General features: G+C 69.1%; 16 protein-coding genes, 1 other RNA gene and 1 CRISPR repeat array. Of the genes, 12 read left to right on the top strand and 5 right to left on the bottom strand.

Going from position 1 to position 18,528, the window contains the following annotated elements:
* The 9 genes from AAFO60_RS14225 to AAFO60_RS14265 form a co-directional block, all read left to right on the top strand.
* Positions 1-398, top strand: a 398-nt coding sequence (locus AAFO60_RS14225) for a terminase TerL endonuclease subunit (RefSeq protein WP_347956873.1), incomplete at its 5' end; no start/stop codon positions are given.
* On the top strand, positions 395-1,675 hold the full coding sequence (locus AAFO60_RS14230; protein ID WP_347956875.1) for a phage portal protein: 1,281 nt from the start codon (positions 395-397) through the stop codon (positions 1,673-1,675). The genes AAFO60_RS14225 and AAFO60_RS14230, both read left to right, overlap by 4 nt.
* Positions 1,675-2,256 (top strand): hypothetical protein, encoded by a 582-nt coding sequence (locus tag AAFO60_RS14235; protein WP_347956876.1) that lies wholly within the window; start codon positions 1,675-1,677, stop codon positions 2,254-2,256. Before AAFO60_RS14230 ends, AAFO60_RS14235 begins: the two co-directional genes overlap by 1 nt.
* Before the next feature lie 17 nt (positions 2,257-2,273).
* Positions 2,274-2,666 (top strand): hypothetical protein, encoded by a 393-nt coding sequence (locus tag AAFO60_RS14240; protein ID WP_347956877.1) that lies wholly within the window; start codon positions 2,274-2,276, stop codon positions 2,664-2,666.
* Between the two features lie 114 nt (positions 2,667-2,780).
* A CRISPR array of direct repeats spans positions 2,781-3,175; the repeat unit is 28 nt; unit sequence CTCGCGCCCGCGCGCGCGTGGAGCAGAC.
* A gap of 122 nt (positions 3,176-3,297) precedes the next feature.
* Positions 3,298-4,140: a phage major capsid protein gene (locus AAFO60_RS14245; protein ID WP_347956878.1), complete on the top strand. Its 843-nt coding sequence runs from the start codon at positions 3,298-3,300 to the stop codon at positions 4,138-4,140.
* Entirely contained in the window at positions 4,137-4,460 is a 324-nt protein-coding gene (locus tag AAFO60_RS14250; protein ID WP_347956879.1) for a hypothetical protein, read from the top strand. Before AAFO60_RS14245 ends, AAFO60_RS14250 begins: the two co-directional genes overlap by 4 nt.
* Before the next feature lie 515 nt (positions 4,461-4,975).
* A complete protein-coding gene (locus AAFO60_RS14255; protein ID WP_347956880.1) occupies positions 4,976-5,983 on the top strand; it encodes an alpha/beta hydrolase in 1,008 nt (335 codons plus the stop codon).
* A 155-nt stretch (positions 5,984-6,138) separates the two neighbouring features.
* Entirely contained in the window at positions 6,139-6,729 is a 591-nt protein-coding gene (locus AAFO60_RS14260) for an FKBP-type peptidyl-prolyl cis-trans isomerase (protein ID WP_347956881.1), read from the top strand.
* Positions 6,730-6,761: 32 nt separating this feature from the next.
* Positions 6,762-7,334 carry an FKBP-type peptidyl-prolyl cis-trans isomerase gene (locus AAFO60_RS14265; RefSeq protein WP_347956882.1) on the top strand — a complete coding sequence of 191 codons (573 nt, stop codon included), beginning with the start codon at positions 6,762-6,764 and terminating at the stop codon, positions 7,332-7,334.
* Positions 7,335-7,340: 6 nt separating this feature from the next.
* Here AAFO60_RS14265 and AAFO60_RS14270 read toward each other — a convergent pair whose 3' ends face one another.
* The 3 genes from AAFO60_RS14270 to glnA all read right to left on the bottom strand — a co-directional run bounded on the left by AAFO60_RS14270 (position 7,341) and on the right by glnA (position 12,976).
* Positions 7,341-8,486 carry an esterase/lipase family protein gene (locus AAFO60_RS14270; RefSeq protein ID WP_347956883.1) on the bottom strand — a complete coding sequence of 382 codons (1,146 nt, stop codon included), beginning with the start codon at positions 8,484-8,486 and terminating at the stop codon, positions 7,341-7,343.
* 139 nt (positions 8,487-8,625) lie between these two features.
* Positions 8,626-11,631: a bifunctional [glutamine synthetase] adenylyltransferase/[glutamine synthetase]-adenylyl-L-tyrosine phosphorylase gene (locus tag AAFO60_RS14275; RefSeq protein ID WP_347956884.1), complete on the bottom strand. Its 3,006-nt coding sequence runs from the start codon at positions 11,629-11,631 to the stop codon at positions 8,626-8,628.
* Positions 11,632-11,638: 7 nt separating this feature from the next.
* Entirely contained in the window at positions 11,639-12,976 is a 1,338-nt protein-coding gene (glnA, locus tag AAFO60_RS14280) for a type I glutamate--ammonia ligase (RefSeq protein ID WP_347956885.1), read from the bottom strand.
* 193 nt (positions 12,977-13,169) lie between these two features.
* Between glnA and panB the strand changes: the two genes are divergently transcribed.
* The 3 genes from panB to AAFO60_RS14295 are packed head-to-tail and all read left to right on the top strand — an operon-like array spanning position 13,170 to position 16,583.
* Positions 13,170-14,021 carry a 3-methyl-2-oxobutanoate hydroxymethyltransferase gene (gene panB / locus AAFO60_RS14285; protein ID WP_347956886.1) on the top strand — a complete coding sequence of 284 codons (852 nt, stop codon included), beginning with the start codon at positions 13,170-13,172 and terminating at the stop codon, positions 14,019-14,021.
* 54 nt (positions 14,022-14,075) lie between these two features.
* Positions 14,076-15,035 carry a prolyl aminopeptidase gene (gene pip / locus AAFO60_RS14290; RefSeq protein WP_347956887.1) on the top strand — a complete coding sequence of 320 codons (960 nt, stop codon included), beginning with the start codon at positions 14,076-14,078 and terminating at the stop codon, positions 15,033-15,035.
* 51 nt (positions 15,036-15,086) lie between these two features.
* Positions 15,087-16,583 (top strand): CYTH and CHAD domain-containing protein, encoded by a 1,497-nt coding sequence (locus AAFO60_RS14295; protein ID WP_347956888.1) that lies wholly within the window; start codon positions 15,087-15,089, stop codon positions 16,581-16,583.
* Here the strand turns inward: AAFO60_RS14295 and AAFO60_RS14300 are convergent.
* The gene (locus tag AAFO60_RS14300) at positions 16,558-18,063 is read right to left on the bottom strand and encodes an RNB domain-containing ribonuclease (protein ID WP_347956889.1); all 1,506 of its coding nucleotides are present in this window, start codon (positions 18,061-18,063) and stop codon (positions 16,558-16,560) included. The genes AAFO60_RS14295 and AAFO60_RS14300 overlap by 26 nt on opposite strands.
* Before the next feature lie 46 nt (positions 18,064-18,109).
* Positions 18,110-18,528, bottom strand: an RNA gene (gene rnpB, locus AAFO60_RS14305) — RNase P RNA component class A.

The following is an 18,528-nucleotide window of genomic DNA, read 5'->3' on the forward strand; positions in this document are numbered from 1 at the left end:
AGGTGGAGGACGAGATACGCAAGGCCTGCAGCCGCTGGAACGTGGTGGAGATCGTCGCCGACCCGTTCCGCTGGACCAGGACGCTGCAAGTCCTGGAATCCGAACGCCTCCCGGTCGTGGAGTTTCCCCACTCCCCATCCCGCCTGACCGCTGCGACCGGCGACCTGTATTCGGCTGCCCTGAACGGCAAAATCTCGCACTCGGGTGACTCGACGCTCGCCGCACATATCGGTGCTGCGGTGATCGTGGAGGACGCCCGGGGCATCCGCCTTGCCAAGACGTCTCGGTCTCGGAAGGCCCGCAAGATCGATTTGGCCGCGTGCCTGGTGATGGCGCATTCGCGTGCGACGTGGCGTGCGACCAGACATACCCGTAAGAAAGTGAGGTCGTTCCGATGACCGCTACTCTGACCGCTCTGCTGCAGCGTCTCGACGCCCCTGCCGCCCGATACGACGAGCTGGAACGCTACTACTCGGGTACGCAGCCGCTGGCGTTCCTCGCCCCGGAATCGCGGGAAGCCCTCGGTGACCGCTTCGGCCGGATGGCCTCGAACATTCCCCGCCTGGCGATCACCTCCCTGACTGAACGCCTTCGAGTCACGGGTTTCGCCGGCGTCGACGTCTGGGACGACTGGATGCTCAACGATCTGGATCAGACCTCGACGATCGCCCATCGGGAAGCCCTCCTCCTCGGAGCCTCGTACGCAATCGTGTGGGCAGACAGGTTTGGCCGGCCGAAGGTGACGATCGAATCGGCACGGCAGGTCTCGGTGATCACCGATCCCGGTACCCGCCAGATCATCGCAGCACTCAAGAAGTGGGAGACCGAGACGACGACCGAAGCTGTCTGGTACGGGCCGAACGAGATCGTCCGCCTACGGGCAGAACAGACCGGTGCGACGACCGCAGGCTTCAAGATCGTGGAGACGCTGGCGAACCCGTTGGGAGTGGTCCCGGTCGTGCGGCTCACGAATTCCGATCGCCTCCTGGATGACGGGGTATCGGAGATCGAAGACCTCAAGCCGTTGGTCGACGCCCTCAACAAAACCTTGACCGACATGCTGACGACCTCGGAATACGTTGGTAGGCCTCGACGTTGGGCAACCGGAATCGAGTTGGAAGAAGACGGGGACGGCAACGCCGAGAACCCGATCCCGGAGGGCAATCGGGCGATGGTCTCGGAGAACCCAGACTCGAAGTTCGGGCAACTGGCCTCGGCAGACCTGGGAGGGTATGAGGCTGCGGTCAGGATTCTCCTCGGGCAGATCATGGCTGTCTCTGCGCTCCCGTCGCACTACATCGGACAGTTGACGGCGACTCCACCTTCGGCTGATGCTCTCCGCGCTGCCGAGGCATCCCTGACCGCCAGAGCGCAGGCCCGTCAGCAAGTCTTCGGTCGAGCTTGGGAGCAGATCGCCCGCCTGATCGTCGCAGTCCGGGACGGCGCTGATCCGCATCGTGTGGAACCTCGAATCGTGTGGGCTGATCCGGCAACCAGATCGATCGGGCAGGAAGCCGACGCGATCGTCAAACTGTACTCATCCGGGCTGTTGCCGGCCGATTACGCACTGCAACGCCTCGGGTACGGCGACGACGAGATCACCAAGATCAGGCAGGCCCGCCGAACAGCGTCTCTCGACTCGGCCGCGGTCGACCTGTCCAAGCTGGTGAACTGATGGCCTACCGGGACACGCTGCAGGCCTTGGCAGCGGAGTCAGAGCAGACGATCCTCGCCGCCTACCACTCATACCTGGAAGGACTCCTCGACCGAGAGGAAACCGTCCGCATCATCGCCCACCTGATCGCCGAAGCCAACGGCAGGGCCAGGAGCCTGGCCGATATGGCGATGGCAGCACAGATGATGATCGAACTACAGGAACCGCTACCGGTCTCGGGTGTGCCGTATCCAGATGATGTTCCTCGCCTGACGAAGGCCGCGGACACCGTACTGACGGTCGCCGAGGCCTCCCAGGTCCCGGAGGCGATCGTTGGACGCCTGGCACGCTCGGAGCCCCTGGAAGCTGCCGCCGAGGCCGCCACCGATGCGATGGTCCGCTCCGGCCTCACCAAGGGCTGGATCAGGCAGAAGTCGCCGAATGCCTGCCAGCTCTGCGAATGGTGGTGGCGCGAAGGCCGCGTATGGCCTGCAGAGCATCCGTTCCAACATCACAAGGGATGCACCTGCATCCCGAAACCCGTTCTGAGAGAAGGAATCAAGGAGACATGGAAGACAGCACGCGCGAAGGGAATCCGATGACCGACGAGCATTCCGGTTTGGAACCGGAGAACGACACTTCTGCGGAGATCACCGAAGAAGTCGGTGACACCAACGAAAACGACGAGGAGCCTGACACGTTCCCACGCGAGTACGTGGAGAAACTGAGGCAGGAGAACGGCAAGTACAGGCAGCGGGCACAGAAGGCCGACGAACTCGCTCACCGCCTGCACCGCGCCTTGGTCGCCGCCGATGGCAGGCTGCAGGACCCGACCGACCTCGACTACGCCGACGACCACCTCGCCGACGAGGCAACCCTCACCGAGGCCATCGACGACCTACTGAAGCGCAAGCCGCACCTGGCAGCACGCCGGCCGATCGGCGACGTCGGACAGGGAGCGACCACGACACCCGGCGAGGTCAACCTCCTCGGCATCCTCGGAGGGAGGTAAACGACATGGAGTACGACCAGTTCGACGCCATCTGCAAACTGCTGGAGGAGATCAGCACCAAGCTCGACGACGTGGTCCTGACGATCCTCGCCACGGCAACACCACCGGCATAGCCTCGCGCCCGCGCGCGCGTGGAGCAGACACAAACTGGATGATCCAGTTTGATCTTTACGATGCTCGCGCCCGCGCGCGCGTGGAGCAGACTGGGCCAAGATGTTCTTTACTGACACCGTGCTTCTCGCGCCCGCGCGCGCGTGGAGCAGACTTCAGCGCCTGAATCACATCAAGCCGCTAAGTCCTCGCGCCCGCGCGCGCGTGGAGCAGACGACCTTGAATCGACTGCGGAAATTCCGCAGTCGCTCGCGCCCGCGCGCGCGTGGAGCAGACCTGGTTGCGCGTGAGGAAATTCCTCACGTCCATCTCGCGCCCGCGCGCGCGTGGAGCAGACTTCGGCTTGACCTTGTCGTAAGTTACGATTTGACTCGCGCCCCCGCGCGCGTGGAGCAGACACCTAGAACGAAATCTCACTATGTGAGACGATGAAGGGGCGCGTTTGAAACGCGCCCCTTCTTCTCGTCCTGGTGACGATCTAGAAATTCTCAATTCGTAGATCGCCTTCAGGAGGCTCCTCATGGTCGAATCGACCACCACCAACCCCACCCTGCTCGCCGAACATGTCTCCAGCCTGCTCGTCCAGCCCCTCGAAGCCGCCAGCGTCGTCCTCGGTAGCGGCCCCCGCATCTTCGACACCGCCAGCGAACTCCGCATCCCCAAGCTCGTCAGCTCCGGCACCCCCGCCTTCGTCGCCGAGGGCGGCCTCATCGCCGACACCCACGACGTCGCGTTCGACGAAGTGAAGCTCATGCCCACCGAACGCACCTCCATCAAGACGATCCTGCGGTACACCAACGAGCTCGTCCGGCAGTCCGTCATCGGCATCGACGCGGTCCTGAAGGCCCGCCTCGTCCACGACGTCTCCGACCTCCTCGACGACGCCCTCCTGCAAGGCGCCGGCACCAGCAACAGCATCACCGGCATCACCAAGCAGGCAGGCATCACCACCGGCACCCTCGACGTCGCCGACCCCGACAGCCTCCTCGACGCCATCGCAGCATTGAACGCCAAGGAGATCACCCCGAACCGCTGGTTCCTCTCCGGTGCCGACTTCGCGGCCCTCCGCAAGCTGAAGGAAGGCACCAGCTCGAACCGCTACCTGCTGGAGCCCGACCCGTCGAAGCAGTCCGGCAGCACCCTGTTCGGCATCCCCGCCACCGTGACCAACAAGCTCGCCGCCGGCACCGCGATCCTCGCCGACATGAGCACCGTCGCCATCGCCCGCGACACCTCGCCCTCGGTCACCGTCCTCAACGAGCGGTACGCCGAATACGACCAGGTTGGTCTGCGCGTCACCTGCCGCTACGACCTCGGCCTCCTGCACCCCGAAGCCGTCTCCGTCCTGACCGCGACGCCGTGATCGTCGAAGGCGTAGATGTTGCTGCGTTCCTCGGCAAGGCCACCGACCCGACTGCGGTGTCCCTCGCCGAGCAGCACATCCCGATCGTGGAGGCGATGGCACGGGCGTACACCCGAGGCCGAGGATTCGACGACGACGGACCCTACGATGACGTCGCCGCAGTGATCACCACCGCATCCGCAAGGCTGATGACCAATCCCGGACAGTTGGCCGGCGACCGATCGGCAGGACCGTACTCGGAGTCGGTTCGGGGCGGGTTCACCGGCTGGACGCTGGCAGAGCTGTTCGTCCTGAACCGGTATCGGCGCAAGGCCCGGTGACCTCGCCCGTCGACTGATAGGTTCATCCGAGGCCCCGGCACTCTCCCCCGAGTCGCCGGGGCCTTCTCCGTCCGCAGCCCGTCCGCAGTAGATTCACAAGCCCCCATCACGCGCCAACGACAACAACGCCCTGACCTGGGTGAACACGATCCAAGCAACACACGTAACAACTGCAAACATGCAGGAGGTAGTCCTCGCTGTACTACGACTGCTGAGGTCGGCTTCGACCGCCCGACCGCCGGGCTCGGCGAGCCCCGCTGATGCAAGCGAATCGACCCGCGCGACGACCGTCGTGCGGGTCGATTCGTTTGCGTCCATCGAACGGCCGACACACCCTGTGACCTGGAGCATCACATCCGTGCCGCGTGCCGACCACCCGGTCCCCGCGGGCTCGGAGACGGTGCTAGAACTTACTGCGAGTCGACCGTTCCGGCGGTCCGCGATCCGTCCTGCGCCTGCCTCAGGCCCCGACACGTGCGCGCGCCCGACTGCGCACGGAAGTGGAAAGTACCCGCATGAAGCCCCGTTCCCTCGCCGGCATCGCCGCCGCCGTGCTCACGTTGGCCGCCGCCGCGGTCGGCCAGTCCGTCGTCGGCACCCCGGCGACCGCAGCCGCGCCGTCGCAGATCGTCTCGGTGGTCGACGGCAACACGCCGCAGCACAAGGTGGTCACCGTCTACTCGCAGTCGATGAATCGGGACATCCCGCTCGACGTCCTGCGTCCCCGGGACACCAGCAAGCCCGCCCCGGTGCTGTACCTGCTCAACGGCGCGGGCGGCGGCGAGGACTCGGCGAGCTGGGCACTGCGCACCAACTACGTGGAGTTCTTCCAGAACAAGCAGGTGAACGTGGTGACGCCGCTCAAGGGCATCTTCTCGTACTACACCGACTGGGAGAAGGACGACGAGGTCCTCGGCAAGCAGAAGTGGCAGACCTTCCTGACCAAGGAGCTGCCGCCCCTGCTCGACAAGGAGTTCAAGACCACCGGCAAGAACGGCATCGCCGGCATCTCGATGGCGGGCACCTCGGTGCTCAACCTCGCGATCGCCGCGCCCTCGCTGTATGAGATCACCGCCTCCTACAGCGGCTGCGCGCGCACCAGCGACCCGATGGGGCAGCGCTACATCCGCATGGTCGTCGAGGCGCGCGGCAAGGCCGACACCCGCAACATGTGGGGCCCGTACAACGGCCCCGGCTGGCGCCAGAACGACCCCTACCTGAACGCGGCCAAGCTGCGCGGCACCCAGGTGTACCTGTCGTCCAACTCGGGGCTGCCCGGTCAGGACGAGTCGGTCGACGCCGGCAGCACCGCCAAGCAGGGCGTCAGCCTGGCCGACCGCGTGGTCGTCGGCGGCGCGATCGAGGCCGCGACCAACGTCTGCACTCAGCAGATGGCCCAGCGTCTGGCCGAGCTGAAGATCCCGGCCAAGGTGCAGATCCGCCCGCAGGGCACGCACTCGTGGGGCTACTGGGAGCGCGAACTGCACGCCTCGTGGCCGATGATCGCCAAGGCCATCTCCTGATTCGAGCCGGGACCGCCCCGGCGCAGCCGCATCGCATCGTCGGCCCGAGTTCCCGGACGGGAGCTCGGGCCGACGGCAATTCAGTGCCAGATCCGGCGCCCGACGATGCCGCGGGCACGAGGGCCGCCGGGCGGCGGCTGCTAATGTCGGCGCCCATGATGTGCAAGTCCCTGGTTCTGGTCCCCGCGGCGATGACGGCACTGATGCTGACCGGGTGCTCGTCGGGATCGGGCGGCGACGCCGCGCCGAGCCTCACGGTGACCAGCGCGGCACCGACCATGGACGGCGGAGTCTGCCCCGAAGCCGACCCGCCCGCCGACACCGCGCCCACCTGGAAGGTCACCGGCGCCACCGGGACGCTCGCCGTCGCGCCGTCCACCGACGAGGCGGGTCCGCTGATCAAGGTCGGCGCTCCCCTGTCGGTCGTCGAGACCCAGGTCCGCACGCTGACACCCGGGACGGGTGCCGTCATCGACGACGATTCGATCGTCAACGTCTGCTACGAGGGCGTCAACGGGCGCGACGGTCAGGCCTTCGACAGCTCCTACCAACGCGGCACCCCGGCGCGCCTGCGCGTCGACGGCGTGGTCCCCGGCTTCCGGCAGGCGCTGATCGGGCAGCGCGTCGGCGCCTCGGTGGCCGTCGTGATGACCGCCGACGACGGCTATCCGCAGGGCAGCCCCGACGGCACCATCAAGCCCGGCGACAGCATCGTATTCGTGCTCAAGATCATGGCCGCAGAATAGGGCTGACCGGGCGCCCGATAGGCTGGCGAACCATGAAGCTCAAGGCTCTGACCCTCGTCCCGCTGGCCGCCGCGGCCCTGGCACTGACCGGATGCTCGTCGAACGACGACACCGCCAAAGACGGCGGCGCCGCGAACACCGCGTGCGCGACCGTCCCCCAGGAGCTCGCAGGCAAGCCCACCTGGCAGGTGCGCGGCACGCAGGGCTGCGCGGTCTTCACCGTCACCGACGACGGCGCGAACAAGGCCCCGAGCGTGCTGCTCACCACCCCGTTCAAGGTCGATGAGACCGAGGTCAAGACCTTGATTCCGGGCACCGGCGCCACCGTCACCGACGCCTCGACCGTCGACGTCTTCTACGAGGGCGTCAACGGCAGCACCGGGCAGGTCTTCGACAGCGCCTACCAGCGCGGGGCGTCCGCCCAGTTCCCGGCGTCAGGCGTGGTGGAGGGCTTCCGTAAGGCCCTCGTCGGCCAGCGCGTCGGCTCGACGGTCGCGGTCGTGATCCCCTCCGCCGAGGGTTACCCGCAGGGCACCGGCGACGGCTCGATCAACGCCGGCGACACCATCGTCTTCGCACTGAAGATCGTCGGCGCGCAGGGCTGACCGGCCTCAGTTCTGCGCGACCAGCGGCTCGCCCGGCTCGCCGTCGGCGCCCTCGACTCCGGTCGGCGCCAGGGGCTGGATGAAGTCGGGCAGCCCGCCGGTCCGACGCAGCAGCGGCGTTCCGAAGAACGGCGCCACCACCTGGCACGGCACCTCGCGGACGTCGTGCCCCTCGAGCGCGTTGAGGACCATCGCGGCGGCGCGCGGCGAGCCGCAGATGCCGAGGTGGTCGGAGAAGTCCTTGCCGCAGCCGTCCTGCAGGATGATGTTGGTGACGTCGTGCTCGGGGCCGCCGGGGACCTGCCCGGACGTGTACGGGCGGACCAGTTCGTCGTGCAGGGTGGAGATGTTGGTGTAGGCGATGCCCGGAACGTAGGGGCTGCCACCGGAGTTCAGCTTCTCCATGAACTTCGAGCCGACCATCATCTGCGGGAGCGCGTGGCACGGGATGACCGAGCTCGGGTTCAGTCCGTAGTCGGCCTGCAGTCGCAGCACGGTCGGCCGGACGCTGGTGAGGGTCGAGGTCCCCTGCCACAGCGGCGCCAGTGAGACGTAGCGGCGGATCCTGCCTTCGCCGCCGAGGAACTTCGCCCAGTACCCGGGCACGATGGTGCCCTGGGAGTGGCCGACGACGTCCACCTGGTCCGAGCCGGTCGCCGCCATCACCTTCTCGGCGAACTCGCCGAACTCGGCGGCGCTCTCCTCGATGGTCGTCATGCCGCCCAGCGCAGAGATCGGCCACTTCGATCCCTTGGCGGACCCGTAGGTGAGGGTGAAGACCGAGAACCCGGCGTCGACCAGCAGCGGCACATAGGTGCCCCAGTTGGTCTGTGCGCCGCCGGCGGTCCCGTGCACCAGGATCACCGGCACCGGGTGCTCCGGCGAGCACGGCTCGTCCCACCGGTTGGCGCCGGGCAACGACCCGCCCGGGTGAGCCAGTTCCGGGCCGATCCCGGAGAAGAAGTCGTAGACCACCCGATTGGAGGCCTGCTGCCCCTCGCTGCCGATCCGCACCAGCTGTTCCAGCGGCAGCTTCTGCGCCACGAACTGGCCGGCCTGCAAGGCGGGCGCCGCCACCTTCTGGCCGACGCGGATGCCGGTGGTGACCACGGCTGCGACCGGCCGGCCCCAGCGGCTGTGGAGAATGTTCACGCTGTCTTGTTCCTTCTGGTCGGCGGGGGACGATGATCGACGGGAGGACGATGATCGACGGGGGACGAAAGCCCCGTTCCACCGAGCAGCGTACGGCAGCGGGCGCCCGAAGGCCCGTTCTGTCGGGTTCTCGGGCCGGTCAGCCGTCGAAGACCTCGACCACCACGGCCTTGGCCCGCCGGGTCACCCGCATGTAGTGCTCGAGGAACTCCTGCGCCTCGTCCTGGGGCCAGCCGGCCGCGTAGGCGACCGACCGCAGCGCCCGTCCCGGGCCGGGCAGCTGGTCGACGGGCTTGCCGCGGACCAGGACGAGGGCGTTGCGCGCCTCGGTTGCCGTCAGCCAGGCGTCGGTCAGCATCTGCACCTGATCGTGGGTCAGCAGCTCCAGTTCGTCGATCGCCTCGAGGGTCTCGAGCGTCGAGGTGTTGTGCAGCTCGCGGTGGCGGTGCGCGAACCGCAGCTGGGTGAGCTGAACGGTCCACTCGACGTCGGCCAGTCCGCCGCGCCCGAGCTTGGTGTGCGTGGCCGGGTCGGCGCCGCGCGGCAGCCGTTCGGCGTCCACGCGGGCCTTGATGCGCCGGATCTCCCGGACCGCGTCGGCCGACACTCCGCCCTCCGGGTAGCGGATCACGTCGATCATGTGCAGGAACCGCAGGCCCAGGTCCGGGTCGCCGGCCACCGCGTGTGCGCGCAGCAGCGCCTGCACCTCCCACGCCTGCGCCCACTGCCGGTAGTAGGCCTCGTAGGACGCGAGCGTCCGCACGATCGGGCCGTTCTTGCCCTCCGGTCGCAGCCCCACGTCCACCTCGAGCGGCGGGTCCGCGCTCGGCGTCCCGAGCAGCCGCCGGACCTGGTCGGCCACCGACTGCGCCCAGCGCAGCGCGGCGTCGTCGTCGACCCCGGCGGCGGGTTCGCACACGAACATCACGTCGGCGTCCGAACCGTAGCCCAGCTCGCCGCCGCCGAGCCGCCCCATTCCGATGACCGCGATCGTGGCCGGCGCCGCGTCGCCGTCGGTCGGTGTCGTGGCGATGACCTTGTCGAGGGCGGCGCCCAGCACCGCCGCCCACACCGTCGACAGCGCCCGGCACACCTCCTGGACCGTCATGAGCCCGAGGATGTCGGCCGAGGCGATCCGGGCGAGCTCGGCGCGGCGGTGCGACCGGGCGACGGCGATCGCGCGATCGAGGTCGGCGGCCCGCATCGTCGAGGCGACGAGCCCCTTGACGACGTCGGCGGAGTCGACCTCGGTCAGCTTCGGCCCGGTGGCCCCCGAGGAGTAGAGCTGGATCACGTCCGGCGAGCGCATCAGCAGGTCGGCGATGTACTCGCTGGTCCCGAGGACGTGCATGAGTCGTTCGGCGACGACGCCGTCGTCGCGCAGCAGCCTCAGGAACCAGTCGATGCCGACCACCTCGTCGCACAGGCGGCGGTAGTTCAGCAGTCCGGCGTCCGGGTCGGGAGTGTCGCTGATGTGCTCGAGCAGGCCCGGCAGGATGAGCATCTGGATCTGGCCGCTGCGTCCCGGCGCCGAGCCGAGGGCCCGGATGTGGGTGAGCGCGCGGTCGGGGAACGACCAGCCCAGTACCGCCAACTGCCGCTTGGCCGACTCGTCGGAGAGCCGCAGCGCGTCCTTGTCCAGGCGCGCCACCGAGTCCAGCAGCGGGCGGTAGAACAGCTTCTCGTGCAGTTGCCGCACGCGGGTCCGCTGTTTGCGCAGTTCGGCCCGCAGCACCTGTTCGGCGTCCTTGTCGCCTTCGGGCCGCACATGCGCGGCGCGCGCCAGCCAGCGCATGCCCGCGGTGTCGTCCGGGGCGGGCAGCAGGTGGGTCCGCTGGAGCCGCTGCAGCTGCAGACGATGCTCCAGCAGCCGCAGGAACTGGTACGACGCGGCGAAGTTGGCGCCGTCGTCGCGGCCGAGGTACCCGCCGTCGGTCAGCGCGGCGAGCGCGTCGACCGTCGACTGCACGTGCAACGACCGGTCCACCCGGCCGTGCACCATCTGCAGGAGCTGGACCGCGAACTCCACGTCGCGCAGGCTGCCCCGCCCCAGTTTGAGGTTGCGCGCCTTCTCCTCGGCCGGTACCAGCGACTCGACCCGCCGCCGCATGGCCTGCACTTCGGGAACGAAGTCGTCGCGTTCGGAGGCGTCCCACACCAGCGGCGCGGTGGCCGCCACGTACGCGGCCCCGAGCTCGGCCGAGCCGGTCATCGCGCGCGCCTTCAGCAGCGCCTGGAACTCCCAGGTCTTGGCCCAGCGCCGGTAGTACGCCAGATGGGAGTCGAGGGTCCGAGTCAGCGTCCCCCGCTTGCCTTCCGGCCGCAGCCCGGCGTCGACGTCGAAGAACGCCGACGAACCGATCCGCATCATCTCCCCCGCGATCCGCGCCGACACGGCGTCGGCCGGTTCGGCGACGAAGACGACGTCGACGTCGCTGACGTAGTTCAGTTCCCGCGCACCGCATTTGCCCATCGCGATCACCGCGAGCTCGATCTCCAGCGGCTTGTCGCCCAGCACCGTGGCGATCGCGACGGCCAGCGCGGCGGTCAGCGCCGCGTCGGCCAGGTCGGACAACCGGCCGCCGACCTCCGGCAGGTAGAGGACGGGTTCGTCCTCCACGGTCGCCGCCAGATCGTGCGCGGCCAGCACCAGCAGTTGGTCGCGGTAGGTGCGACGCAGGGCCGCCACCGCCTCCGGTCCGGTCGTCCGGGCGCGGTACAGCAGGTCGCCGCGCTCGGCGGCGCCGGGCTCGGGGACCGCGTCCACGGCGGCCAGGAGTTCCGCACGCACCGACGCCGCATCCGGCAGGTCGGCCAGCAGCAGCCGCCAGCCGCCGCGCTCGGAGACGAGATGATCGCCGAGGGCGTCGGAGCCGCCCAGCACCGACAGCAGGCGCCCGCGGAAGTGCTTGTCCTTGCGCAGCAGTCCGTCGATCTCCGGCCACGCCGCCGGATCGGCGTCGCGGAGCCGGATCAGTGCGGCCAGGGCGAGGTCGGCGTCGGGCGCCCGCGACAGCGACCACAGCAGCTCGACGTCGCCGATCCCCGTCCACCCGAGGGCGTCGAGTCGAGCGCGGGCATCGGCTTGCAGGAGCCCGAGCCGGCCGGGGCTCGGGATGAGGGAACGGCCGCGTGACACAGTCATCGTCGACCTACAGCGGCAGGTAGTGCTCGAGTTCGTACGGTGTCACGCGGCTGCGGTACGCACTCCACTCCGCACGCTTGTTCCGCAGGAAGTAGTCGAAGACGTGCTCGCCGAGCGTTTCGGCCACCAGCTCGGACCGTTCCATCTCGGCGAGCGCCTCGGCGAGCGAGCCCGGCAGTTCCCGGTAGCCCATCGCCCGCCGTTCCGCCTCGGTGAGGGCCCACACGTTGTCCTCGGCCTCGTCGGGCAGCTCGTACTCGTTCTCGATGCCCTTGAGGCCGGCGGCGAGCAGCACGGCGAAGGCGAGATACGGATTGCAGGCCGAGTCGGGCGTCCGGATCTCCACCCGCCGCGAGGACGCCTTGTCCGGGGTGTACAGCGGCAATCGGATCATCGCCGACCGGTTGGCCCCGCCCCATGTGGCGGCCGTCGGCGCCTCGTCGCCGTAGATCAGCCGCTTGTAGCTGTTGACCCACTGGTTGGTCACCGCACTGATCTCGCCGGCGTGCTTGAGGATGCCGGCGATGAACTGCTTGCCGACCGTCGACAGCTGCATCGGGTCGTCGGGGTTGTGGAAGGCGTTGGTGTCGCCCTCGAACAGGCTCATGTGGGTGTGCATCGCCGAGCCCGGGTAGTCGCTGAAGGGCTTGGGCATGAAGGTGGCGCGCACCCCGTCGCTGAAGGCCACCTGCTTGACCAGGTACCGGAAGGTCATCACGTTGTCGGCCATCGACAGGGCGTCGGCGTACCGCAGGTCGATCTCCTGCTGCCCCGGTGCGCCCTCGTGATGCGAGAACTCGACCGAGATCCCCATCGCCTCCAGCGCGTCGATCGCATGCCTGCGGAAGTTGGGGGCGAGCGCGTGGAAGGCCTGATCGAAGTAGCCGCCGCGGTCGGCCGGGACCGGGGTGGTGCCGTCGATCGGGCGGTCCTCCAGCAGGAAGAACTCGATCTCCGGGTGGACGTAGCAGGTGAAGCCCTGGTCGGCGGCCTTTCCGAGCTGCCTGCGCAGCACGTTGCGGGGGTCGGCCCACGACGGCGAGCCGTCGGGCATCGCGATGTCGCAGAAGATGCGCGCCGAGTACATCTCGCCCTCATCGCGCCACGGCAGGATCTGGAACGTCGACGGGTCCGGCTTGGCGACCATGTCGGCCTCCGAGACCCGGGAGAAGCCCTCGATCGCCGAGCCGTCGAAGCCGATGCCCTCGGCGAAGGCCCCCTCGAGTTCGGCGGGCGCGATGGCGACGGACTTCAGGTATCCGAGGATGTCGGTGAACCACAATCGGACGAAGCGGATGTCACGCTCTTCCAGAGTGCGCAGCACGAATTCCTGTTGGCGGTCCATACCCGCAAACCTTAGAGGCCCGCGGTTACACGCGTGTTACACCCGAGCGATCGCCGTCCGCGCGAGCCACGCCACTGTGAGCAATACCACCGAAGTGGCGGTTCCGGCGCTCTGTCGCCGATGGGAGAATCGGAGGCGTCCACACCACCCGGGTACCCGCACAGCGGGACTCGAGGCAGAAATGAGGCTCACCATGTCGGATGCATCCATCTACGGCTCCGCTCCCGCCACCGACGCGCAGGCCTCCCCGCGCCGCGCGACCCGCGTGCATCATCTCGCGCAGTGGAAGGCCGAAGGCCACAAGTGGCCGATGCTCACCGCGTACGACTACTCCACCGCCCGCATCTTCGACGAGGCGCAGATCCCGGTCCTGCTGGTCGGCGACTCGGCCGCCAACGTCGTCTACGGGTACGACACCACCATCCCGATCACCAACGACGAGCTGATTCCGCTGGTGCGCGCCGTCGTCCGCGGCGCCCCGCACGCCCTCGTCGTCGCCGACCTCCCGTTCGGCACCTACGAGGCCGGCGCCCAGCAGGCGATGGAGACCGCGGTCCGCTTCTTCAAGGAGGGCAACGCCCACGCCGTCAAGATCGAGGGCGGCGAGCGCGTGGCGCCCCAGATCGCCGCGCTGACCGCCGCCGGCATCCCGGTGATGGGGCACGTCGGCTTCACCCCCCAGAGCGTCAACGGGCTGGGCGGATTCCGCGTCCAGGGCCGCGGCGACGGCGCCGACCAGTTGATCGCCGACGCGATCGCCGTCCAGGAGGCCGGCGCCTTCGCCGTCGTGATGGAGATGGTGCCCGCCGACATCGCCGGCCAGATCACCCGCAAGCTGACCATCCCGACCGTCGGCATCGGCGCGGGCAACGAGACCGACGCGCAGGTCCTCGTCTGGCAGGACATGGCGGGCTACACCCACGGCAAGACGGCCAAGTTCGTCAAGCGGTACGCCCGGATCGGCGACGATCTGCGCGAAGCGGCGCGCACCTACGCCGCCGAGGTCCAGACGGCGTCCTTCCCCGGCCCCGAACACGCCTACTGACCGGCATCGGGCAGCGCTGCGCACCGTCTTTCGGCACGCACTAAGGTTGGGTGCATGCGTACGCTGTACCCGCCGATCGAGGCCTATGATTCCGGACATCTGAACGTCGGCGACGGCCAGGAGATCTACTGGGAGACCTCGGGCGACCCGGGCGGCAAGCCCGTCGTGTTCGTGCACGGCGGGCCGGGCGGAGGCACCTCGCCCGAACAGCGACGGTTCTTCGACCCCACCCGCTACCGGATCATCCTGTTCGACCAGCGCGGGTGCGGTCGGTCCCGTCCGCACATCGCCGACGGCGCCGACCTCACGGTCAACACGACCGATCATCTGATCGCCGACATGGAACGACTGCGCGAGCACCTGGGGATCGACGCCTGGCAGGTCTTCGGCGGTTCGTGGGGCTCCACCCTGGGTCTGGCCTACGCGCAGTCGCACCCCGGCCGCGTCACCGAGTTGGTGCTGCGCGGGATCTTCCTGCTCCGCCGCAGCGAGATCGACTGGTACTACAACGGCGGCGCCTCGCACATCTACCCGGACGTCTGGGAGACCTACCTCGACCCGATCCCGGTCGCCGAACGCGGCGACGATCTGGTCGCGGTGTATCACCGGCTGCTCAACGGCGACGATCGCGAGCTCGCCCAGCGCGCGGCGACGGCGTGGAGCACGTGGGAGAACCGGACCAGCTACCTGCTGCCGCGTCCGGACACCGATCAGTCCGACCGCTTCGATCTCGCGTTCGCCACCATCGAGAACCACTACTTCGTCAATCACGGGTTTCTCGATGACGGCCAGTTGCTGGCGAACATCGAAACCATCGCGCACATCCCGGCGGTCATCGTCCAGGGCCGATACGATGTGGTCTGCCCGATGCGCAGCGCCTGGGACCTCCACCGCGCGTGGCCGGCCGCCGACCTGCATGTGATCGACGATGCGGGACACGCCTCGTTCGAGCCGGGGATCGTCGACCGTCTCGTCGAAGCCACCGATCGGTTCGCCGACCGCCGGCGCCGGTGAACGCCCGAGCCGCCGCGTCCAGTTCGGCGGCACGACACAGGAGCCGATGACATGCCCCCGTCCCACTCCATCGAGGTCGAGGTGAAGTTCGACGTCGCCCCCGGCCTGCCTGCTCCCGATCTCTCCGGGCTCGTCGCCGACGGCTCGGCCGGGCAGCCGGAGACCTTTCTGCTGGAAGCGACCTACTTCGACACGCCGGGGACCCTGCTGGCCAAGAACCGCATGACCCTGCGGCGCCGCACCGGCGGCACCGATGCGGGCTGGCATCTCAAGCGTCCGTCGACGGTGCCGAGCGGTCGCCGTGAGACGGCCCTCGGTTTCGACGAGGTCGGCCACGAAGAGGTGCCGCAGGCGCTGCGCGAACAGGTGCTCGCGGTGATCCGGTCCGAGCCGCTGGTCCCGGTCGCCACCATCACCACCGACCGCACGGTGACGACGGTGCACGACGCGCACGGCGTCGCCCTGGCCGAGTTCTGCGAGGACCTCGTGTCCGCGGAGTCCCTGCTGCCCGGCGGGTCGGTGAACCGCTGGGCCGAGTGGGAGTTCGAACTCGTCGGCGAATCCGCCCCCGAGGCCGCGGCCAAGCTCCTCAAGCGTGCGCGCCGGATCCTGCAGGACGCGGGCGCCTCACCGGCGTCGAGTGTCTCCAAGCTCGCCCGCGCCATCGGGACCCAGCCGCACGACGACCTGATCCGCGCCCTGCCGAAGAAGGCGACCGCGCTCGGTCTGGTCCAGTTCGACCTCGCCGCGCATCGGGACGCCCTCCTGACCTGGGATCCGATCGCGCGGGAGAACGGCGACGACGCCGTCCACCAGATGCGGGTCGCCACGCGCAAGATCCGGTCCATCCTGATGTCCTATCCGGGCGTCATCGCCCCCGAGGCCGCCGCCCCCGTCGCCGAAGAGCTTCGACTGCTGGCCGAGGTGCTCGGCGACGCCCGCGACCGCGAAGTGCGTCTGGCCGCCAACGAGCACCTCCTGGCCAGCGAGGACGCGCCCGCCGATCTGGTCGCCGCCCTCATCGACGACGAGCGCGCCCAGCACGAACGCGCCCTCAAGTCGATGCGTTTCGCGCTCTCGACGCCGCGCTACCTGCAGATGCTCGACGACCTGGACCGCCTGATCGACGCCCCGATCCCCGGGCACGCCGCATCCCGGGAGGCCCGCGAGGTGGCAAGCCAGGCGGTCGGCGAGGCCTACGCGCGGATGATCAAGGCGCGCAAGCGACTGCGGAAGTTCAGTCCGTGGTCCCCGGAGTGGGTCGAGCAGCTCCACACCATCCGCAAGCGCGCCAAGGCGCTGCGCTACACGGCCGAGTCGGCCGAACCGCTCCGCCGGCGCAGTCTCGAACGGGCGGGCACGGAAGCGAAGAAGGTCCAGACGCACCTGGGCGTCTTCCAGGACACCGTGATCAATCGTGCGCATCTGGCTTCGCTGGCCGCCGACACCTCGCTGAGCCGCGAGGCGCTGTTCGTCCTCGGTCGGATGGACGCGCGCGAGGAGGCCCGCGGGCGTCGCGCCGTCAAGAAGTACCGGCGCTCCCAGTAGGGTTCGCGACAGTAGGGTTCGCGCCAGTAACGTTCGCGCCAGCAGCGTTCGCGACGGCGCGGAACGCGACGTGCGGGATCGCGGGATCGGCCTCGACCACTTCGACCGTGCACCGGTTCCCCGCCTCGGGCGCGTCGGCGCACGGAGCGACGATCGCCGGTTCGGCGATGAAGATCTCGGGGCTCCGCTTGCCGTTCCCGTCGCGCATCACGACCGCCTCGAATCGTCGGCCCACCTGGTCGGACAGCACCACGGCCTCGGTCAGGTCGATGCTCCGACGTTCGGCGGCCGAGGCCACCGAGTCGGATCCGCGCATCACCGCCGGCAGGGCGGGCAACTGTGCCCGGACCCAGTCCGGCACCTCGCGGCCCTCGGTGACGGCCAGGCACACCTCGGTCGCGTACCGGTCGGCGAGCCTGCGCAACGGCGCGGTGACGTGCGCGTACACGCCGCCGACACCGGCGTGCTCGACCTGCGCGTCGCTGCGTGCGGCCGACTCCGCGTCCAACGCCAGATGGCCCGCACCCCGCATCAGCCGGCTGCCGACGCTCATCAGCGCCAGCGTCGTCGGCGCCTCGGGGGTCAGTGACGCCAGGAACTCGCCCGGCGTCATCTCCGGCGGCCACGGAATCCGCAGGTGATGCGCGGCGTCGCGGAGATCGCCGATCGCCTCCGCCGAGGCCGGCGGCAGCGTCCGCAGCAGCCCGACGCCGGCCTCGCGCTGGATCCGCCCGGCGCACATGCCGATCAGCAGCGACACCTGCGCGTTCCACTGATCGGCCGGGGTGCGCGGCGCCAACCGCAGCGTCCACGCGCGCCCGGGTGCGTGCGGAACGATCTCCTGGTCGGGCAGATCGAGTTGAACGGCACCGCGATCGAGCGACCACTCCAGACGGGTCCGACCGAAGTCGGGCAGCGCGCTGACGGCCGGATGCAGCCGGTCGGCGCGCAGGTCGGCCATCACGCCCGCATAGTCGAGGCGGGCTCTGGACCGGACCGTCGCGCGGCACACCTGCACGCTGCGGCAGTCGCCGCCGCCGTCCACTTCAACCGTCCAGAGCACCGCCGGGCGCACCTGGTCGGGCAGCAGGGAGCCCAGCTCCTCCGACAGCGCCCGCGGATGAAGCGGAACGTTGCCGTCCGGGAAGTAGACCGTCTGTCCGCGCGTCCGGCTCGCCTCGTCGATCGGGCTGTCCGGCTCGACGAGGGCGGCGACGTCGGCGATCGCATAATGAACCAGGAAGCCGCCGCCCGGCTCGTCCGTGAGCGGCACCACCCGCAGCGCCTGATCCAGATCCATCGAGCCCGGCGGGTCGATCGTCACCAACTCGAGGTCGTTGCGGTCGACGCGCTGGTCACGGTACCGGTCGGTGACCGACCGCGCCTGTGCCTCAGCGGCGTCGGAGAAGTCGGGCACGAGTCCCAGGTCGCGGCGCAACTGAGCGAAATCGATCTTCGGCGCCCACATCCTCCGCTGCATGACTGACCAGCGTAGACCCGCCGCCGGACAAAGGCGGCGGGGTGGGCGAACGAGTCGGCGTGTAAGCCGGATCCTGTCCCGGCCCGCAGACCGGGGGCGACCATCCATCTGGGCACACCGTCGCCGGGTACCTCAAGCAGCCAACCCGCGAGTATCGGACGAGCAGTCCTCGATCACTCGCGCACTCGCACGGACCTCACGGTCTGTGCGAGCTTCGGCCTTGCTCCGGGTGGGGTTTACCGAGCCGGCGCGGTCACCCGCGTCGCTGGTGCGCTCTTACCGCACCTTTTCACCCTTACCCGCACGATAGACGTGCGGGCGGTCTGTTCTCTGTGGCACTGTCCCGCGGGTCGCCCCGGGTTGCCGTTAGCAACCACCCTGCTGCTGTGGAGTCCGGACTTTCCTCGACTCGGGCCTGCACGATGCCTCGCACGGTTCCCTCGCCGCGGCCGCCCGGCCGACTCG

Source organism: Gordonia aichiensis, from assembly GCF_039946255.1.
Lineage (GTDB): Bacteria > Actinomycetota > Actinomycetes > Mycobacteriales > Mycobacteriaceae > Gordonia > Gordonia aichiensis_A.

Bases quoted from the DNA above. Each gene is read 5' to 3' on its own strand.
- panB (WP_347956886.1), top strand. From the start codon at position 13,170: ATGTCGGATGCATCCATCTACGGCTCCGCTCCCGCCACCGACGCGCAG.
- AAFO60_RS14275 (WP_347956884.1), bottom strand. From the start codon at position 11,631: ATGACTGTGTCACGCGGCCGTTCCCTCATCCCGAGCCCCGGCCGGCTC.
- AAFO60_RS14265 (WP_347956882.1), top strand. From the start codon at position 6,762: ATGAAGCTCAAGGCTCTGACCCTCGTCCCGCTGGCCGCCGCGGCCCTG.
- AAFO60_RS14255 (WP_347956880.1), top strand. From the start codon at position 4,976: ATGAAGCCCCGTTCCCTCGCCGGCATCGCCGCCGCCGTGCTCACGTTG.
- glnA (WP_347956885.1), bottom strand. From the start codon at position 12,976: ATGGACCGCCAACAGGAATTCGTGCTGCGCACTCTGGAAGAGCGTGAC.
- AAFO60_RS14235 (WP_347956876.1), top strand. From the start codon at position 1,675: ATGGCCTACCGGGACACGCTGCAGGCCTTGGCAGCGGAGTCAGAGCAG.
- AAFO60_RS14230 (WP_347956875.1), top strand. From the start codon at position 395: ATGACCGCTACTCTGACCGCTCTGCTGCAGCGTCTCGACGCCCCTGCC.
- pip (WP_347956887.1), top strand. From the start codon at position 14,076: ATGCGTACGCTGTACCCGCCGATCGAGGCCTATGATTCCGGACATCTG.
- AAFO60_RS14300 (WP_347956889.1), bottom strand. From the start codon at position 18,063: ATGCAGCGGAGGATGTGGGCGCCGAAGATCGATTTCGCTCAGTTGCGC.
- AAFO60_RS14245 (WP_347956878.1), top strand. From the start codon at position 3,298: ATGGTCGAATCGACCACCACCAACCCCACCCTGCTCGCCGAACATGTC.
- AAFO60_RS14295 (WP_347956888.1), top strand. From the start codon at position 15,087: ATGCCCCCGTCCCACTCCATCGAGGTCGAGGTGAAGTTCGACGTCGCC.
- AAFO60_RS14260 (WP_347956881.1), top strand. From the start codon at position 6,139: ATGATGTGCAAGTCCCTGGTTCTGGTCCCCGCGGCGATGACGGCACTG.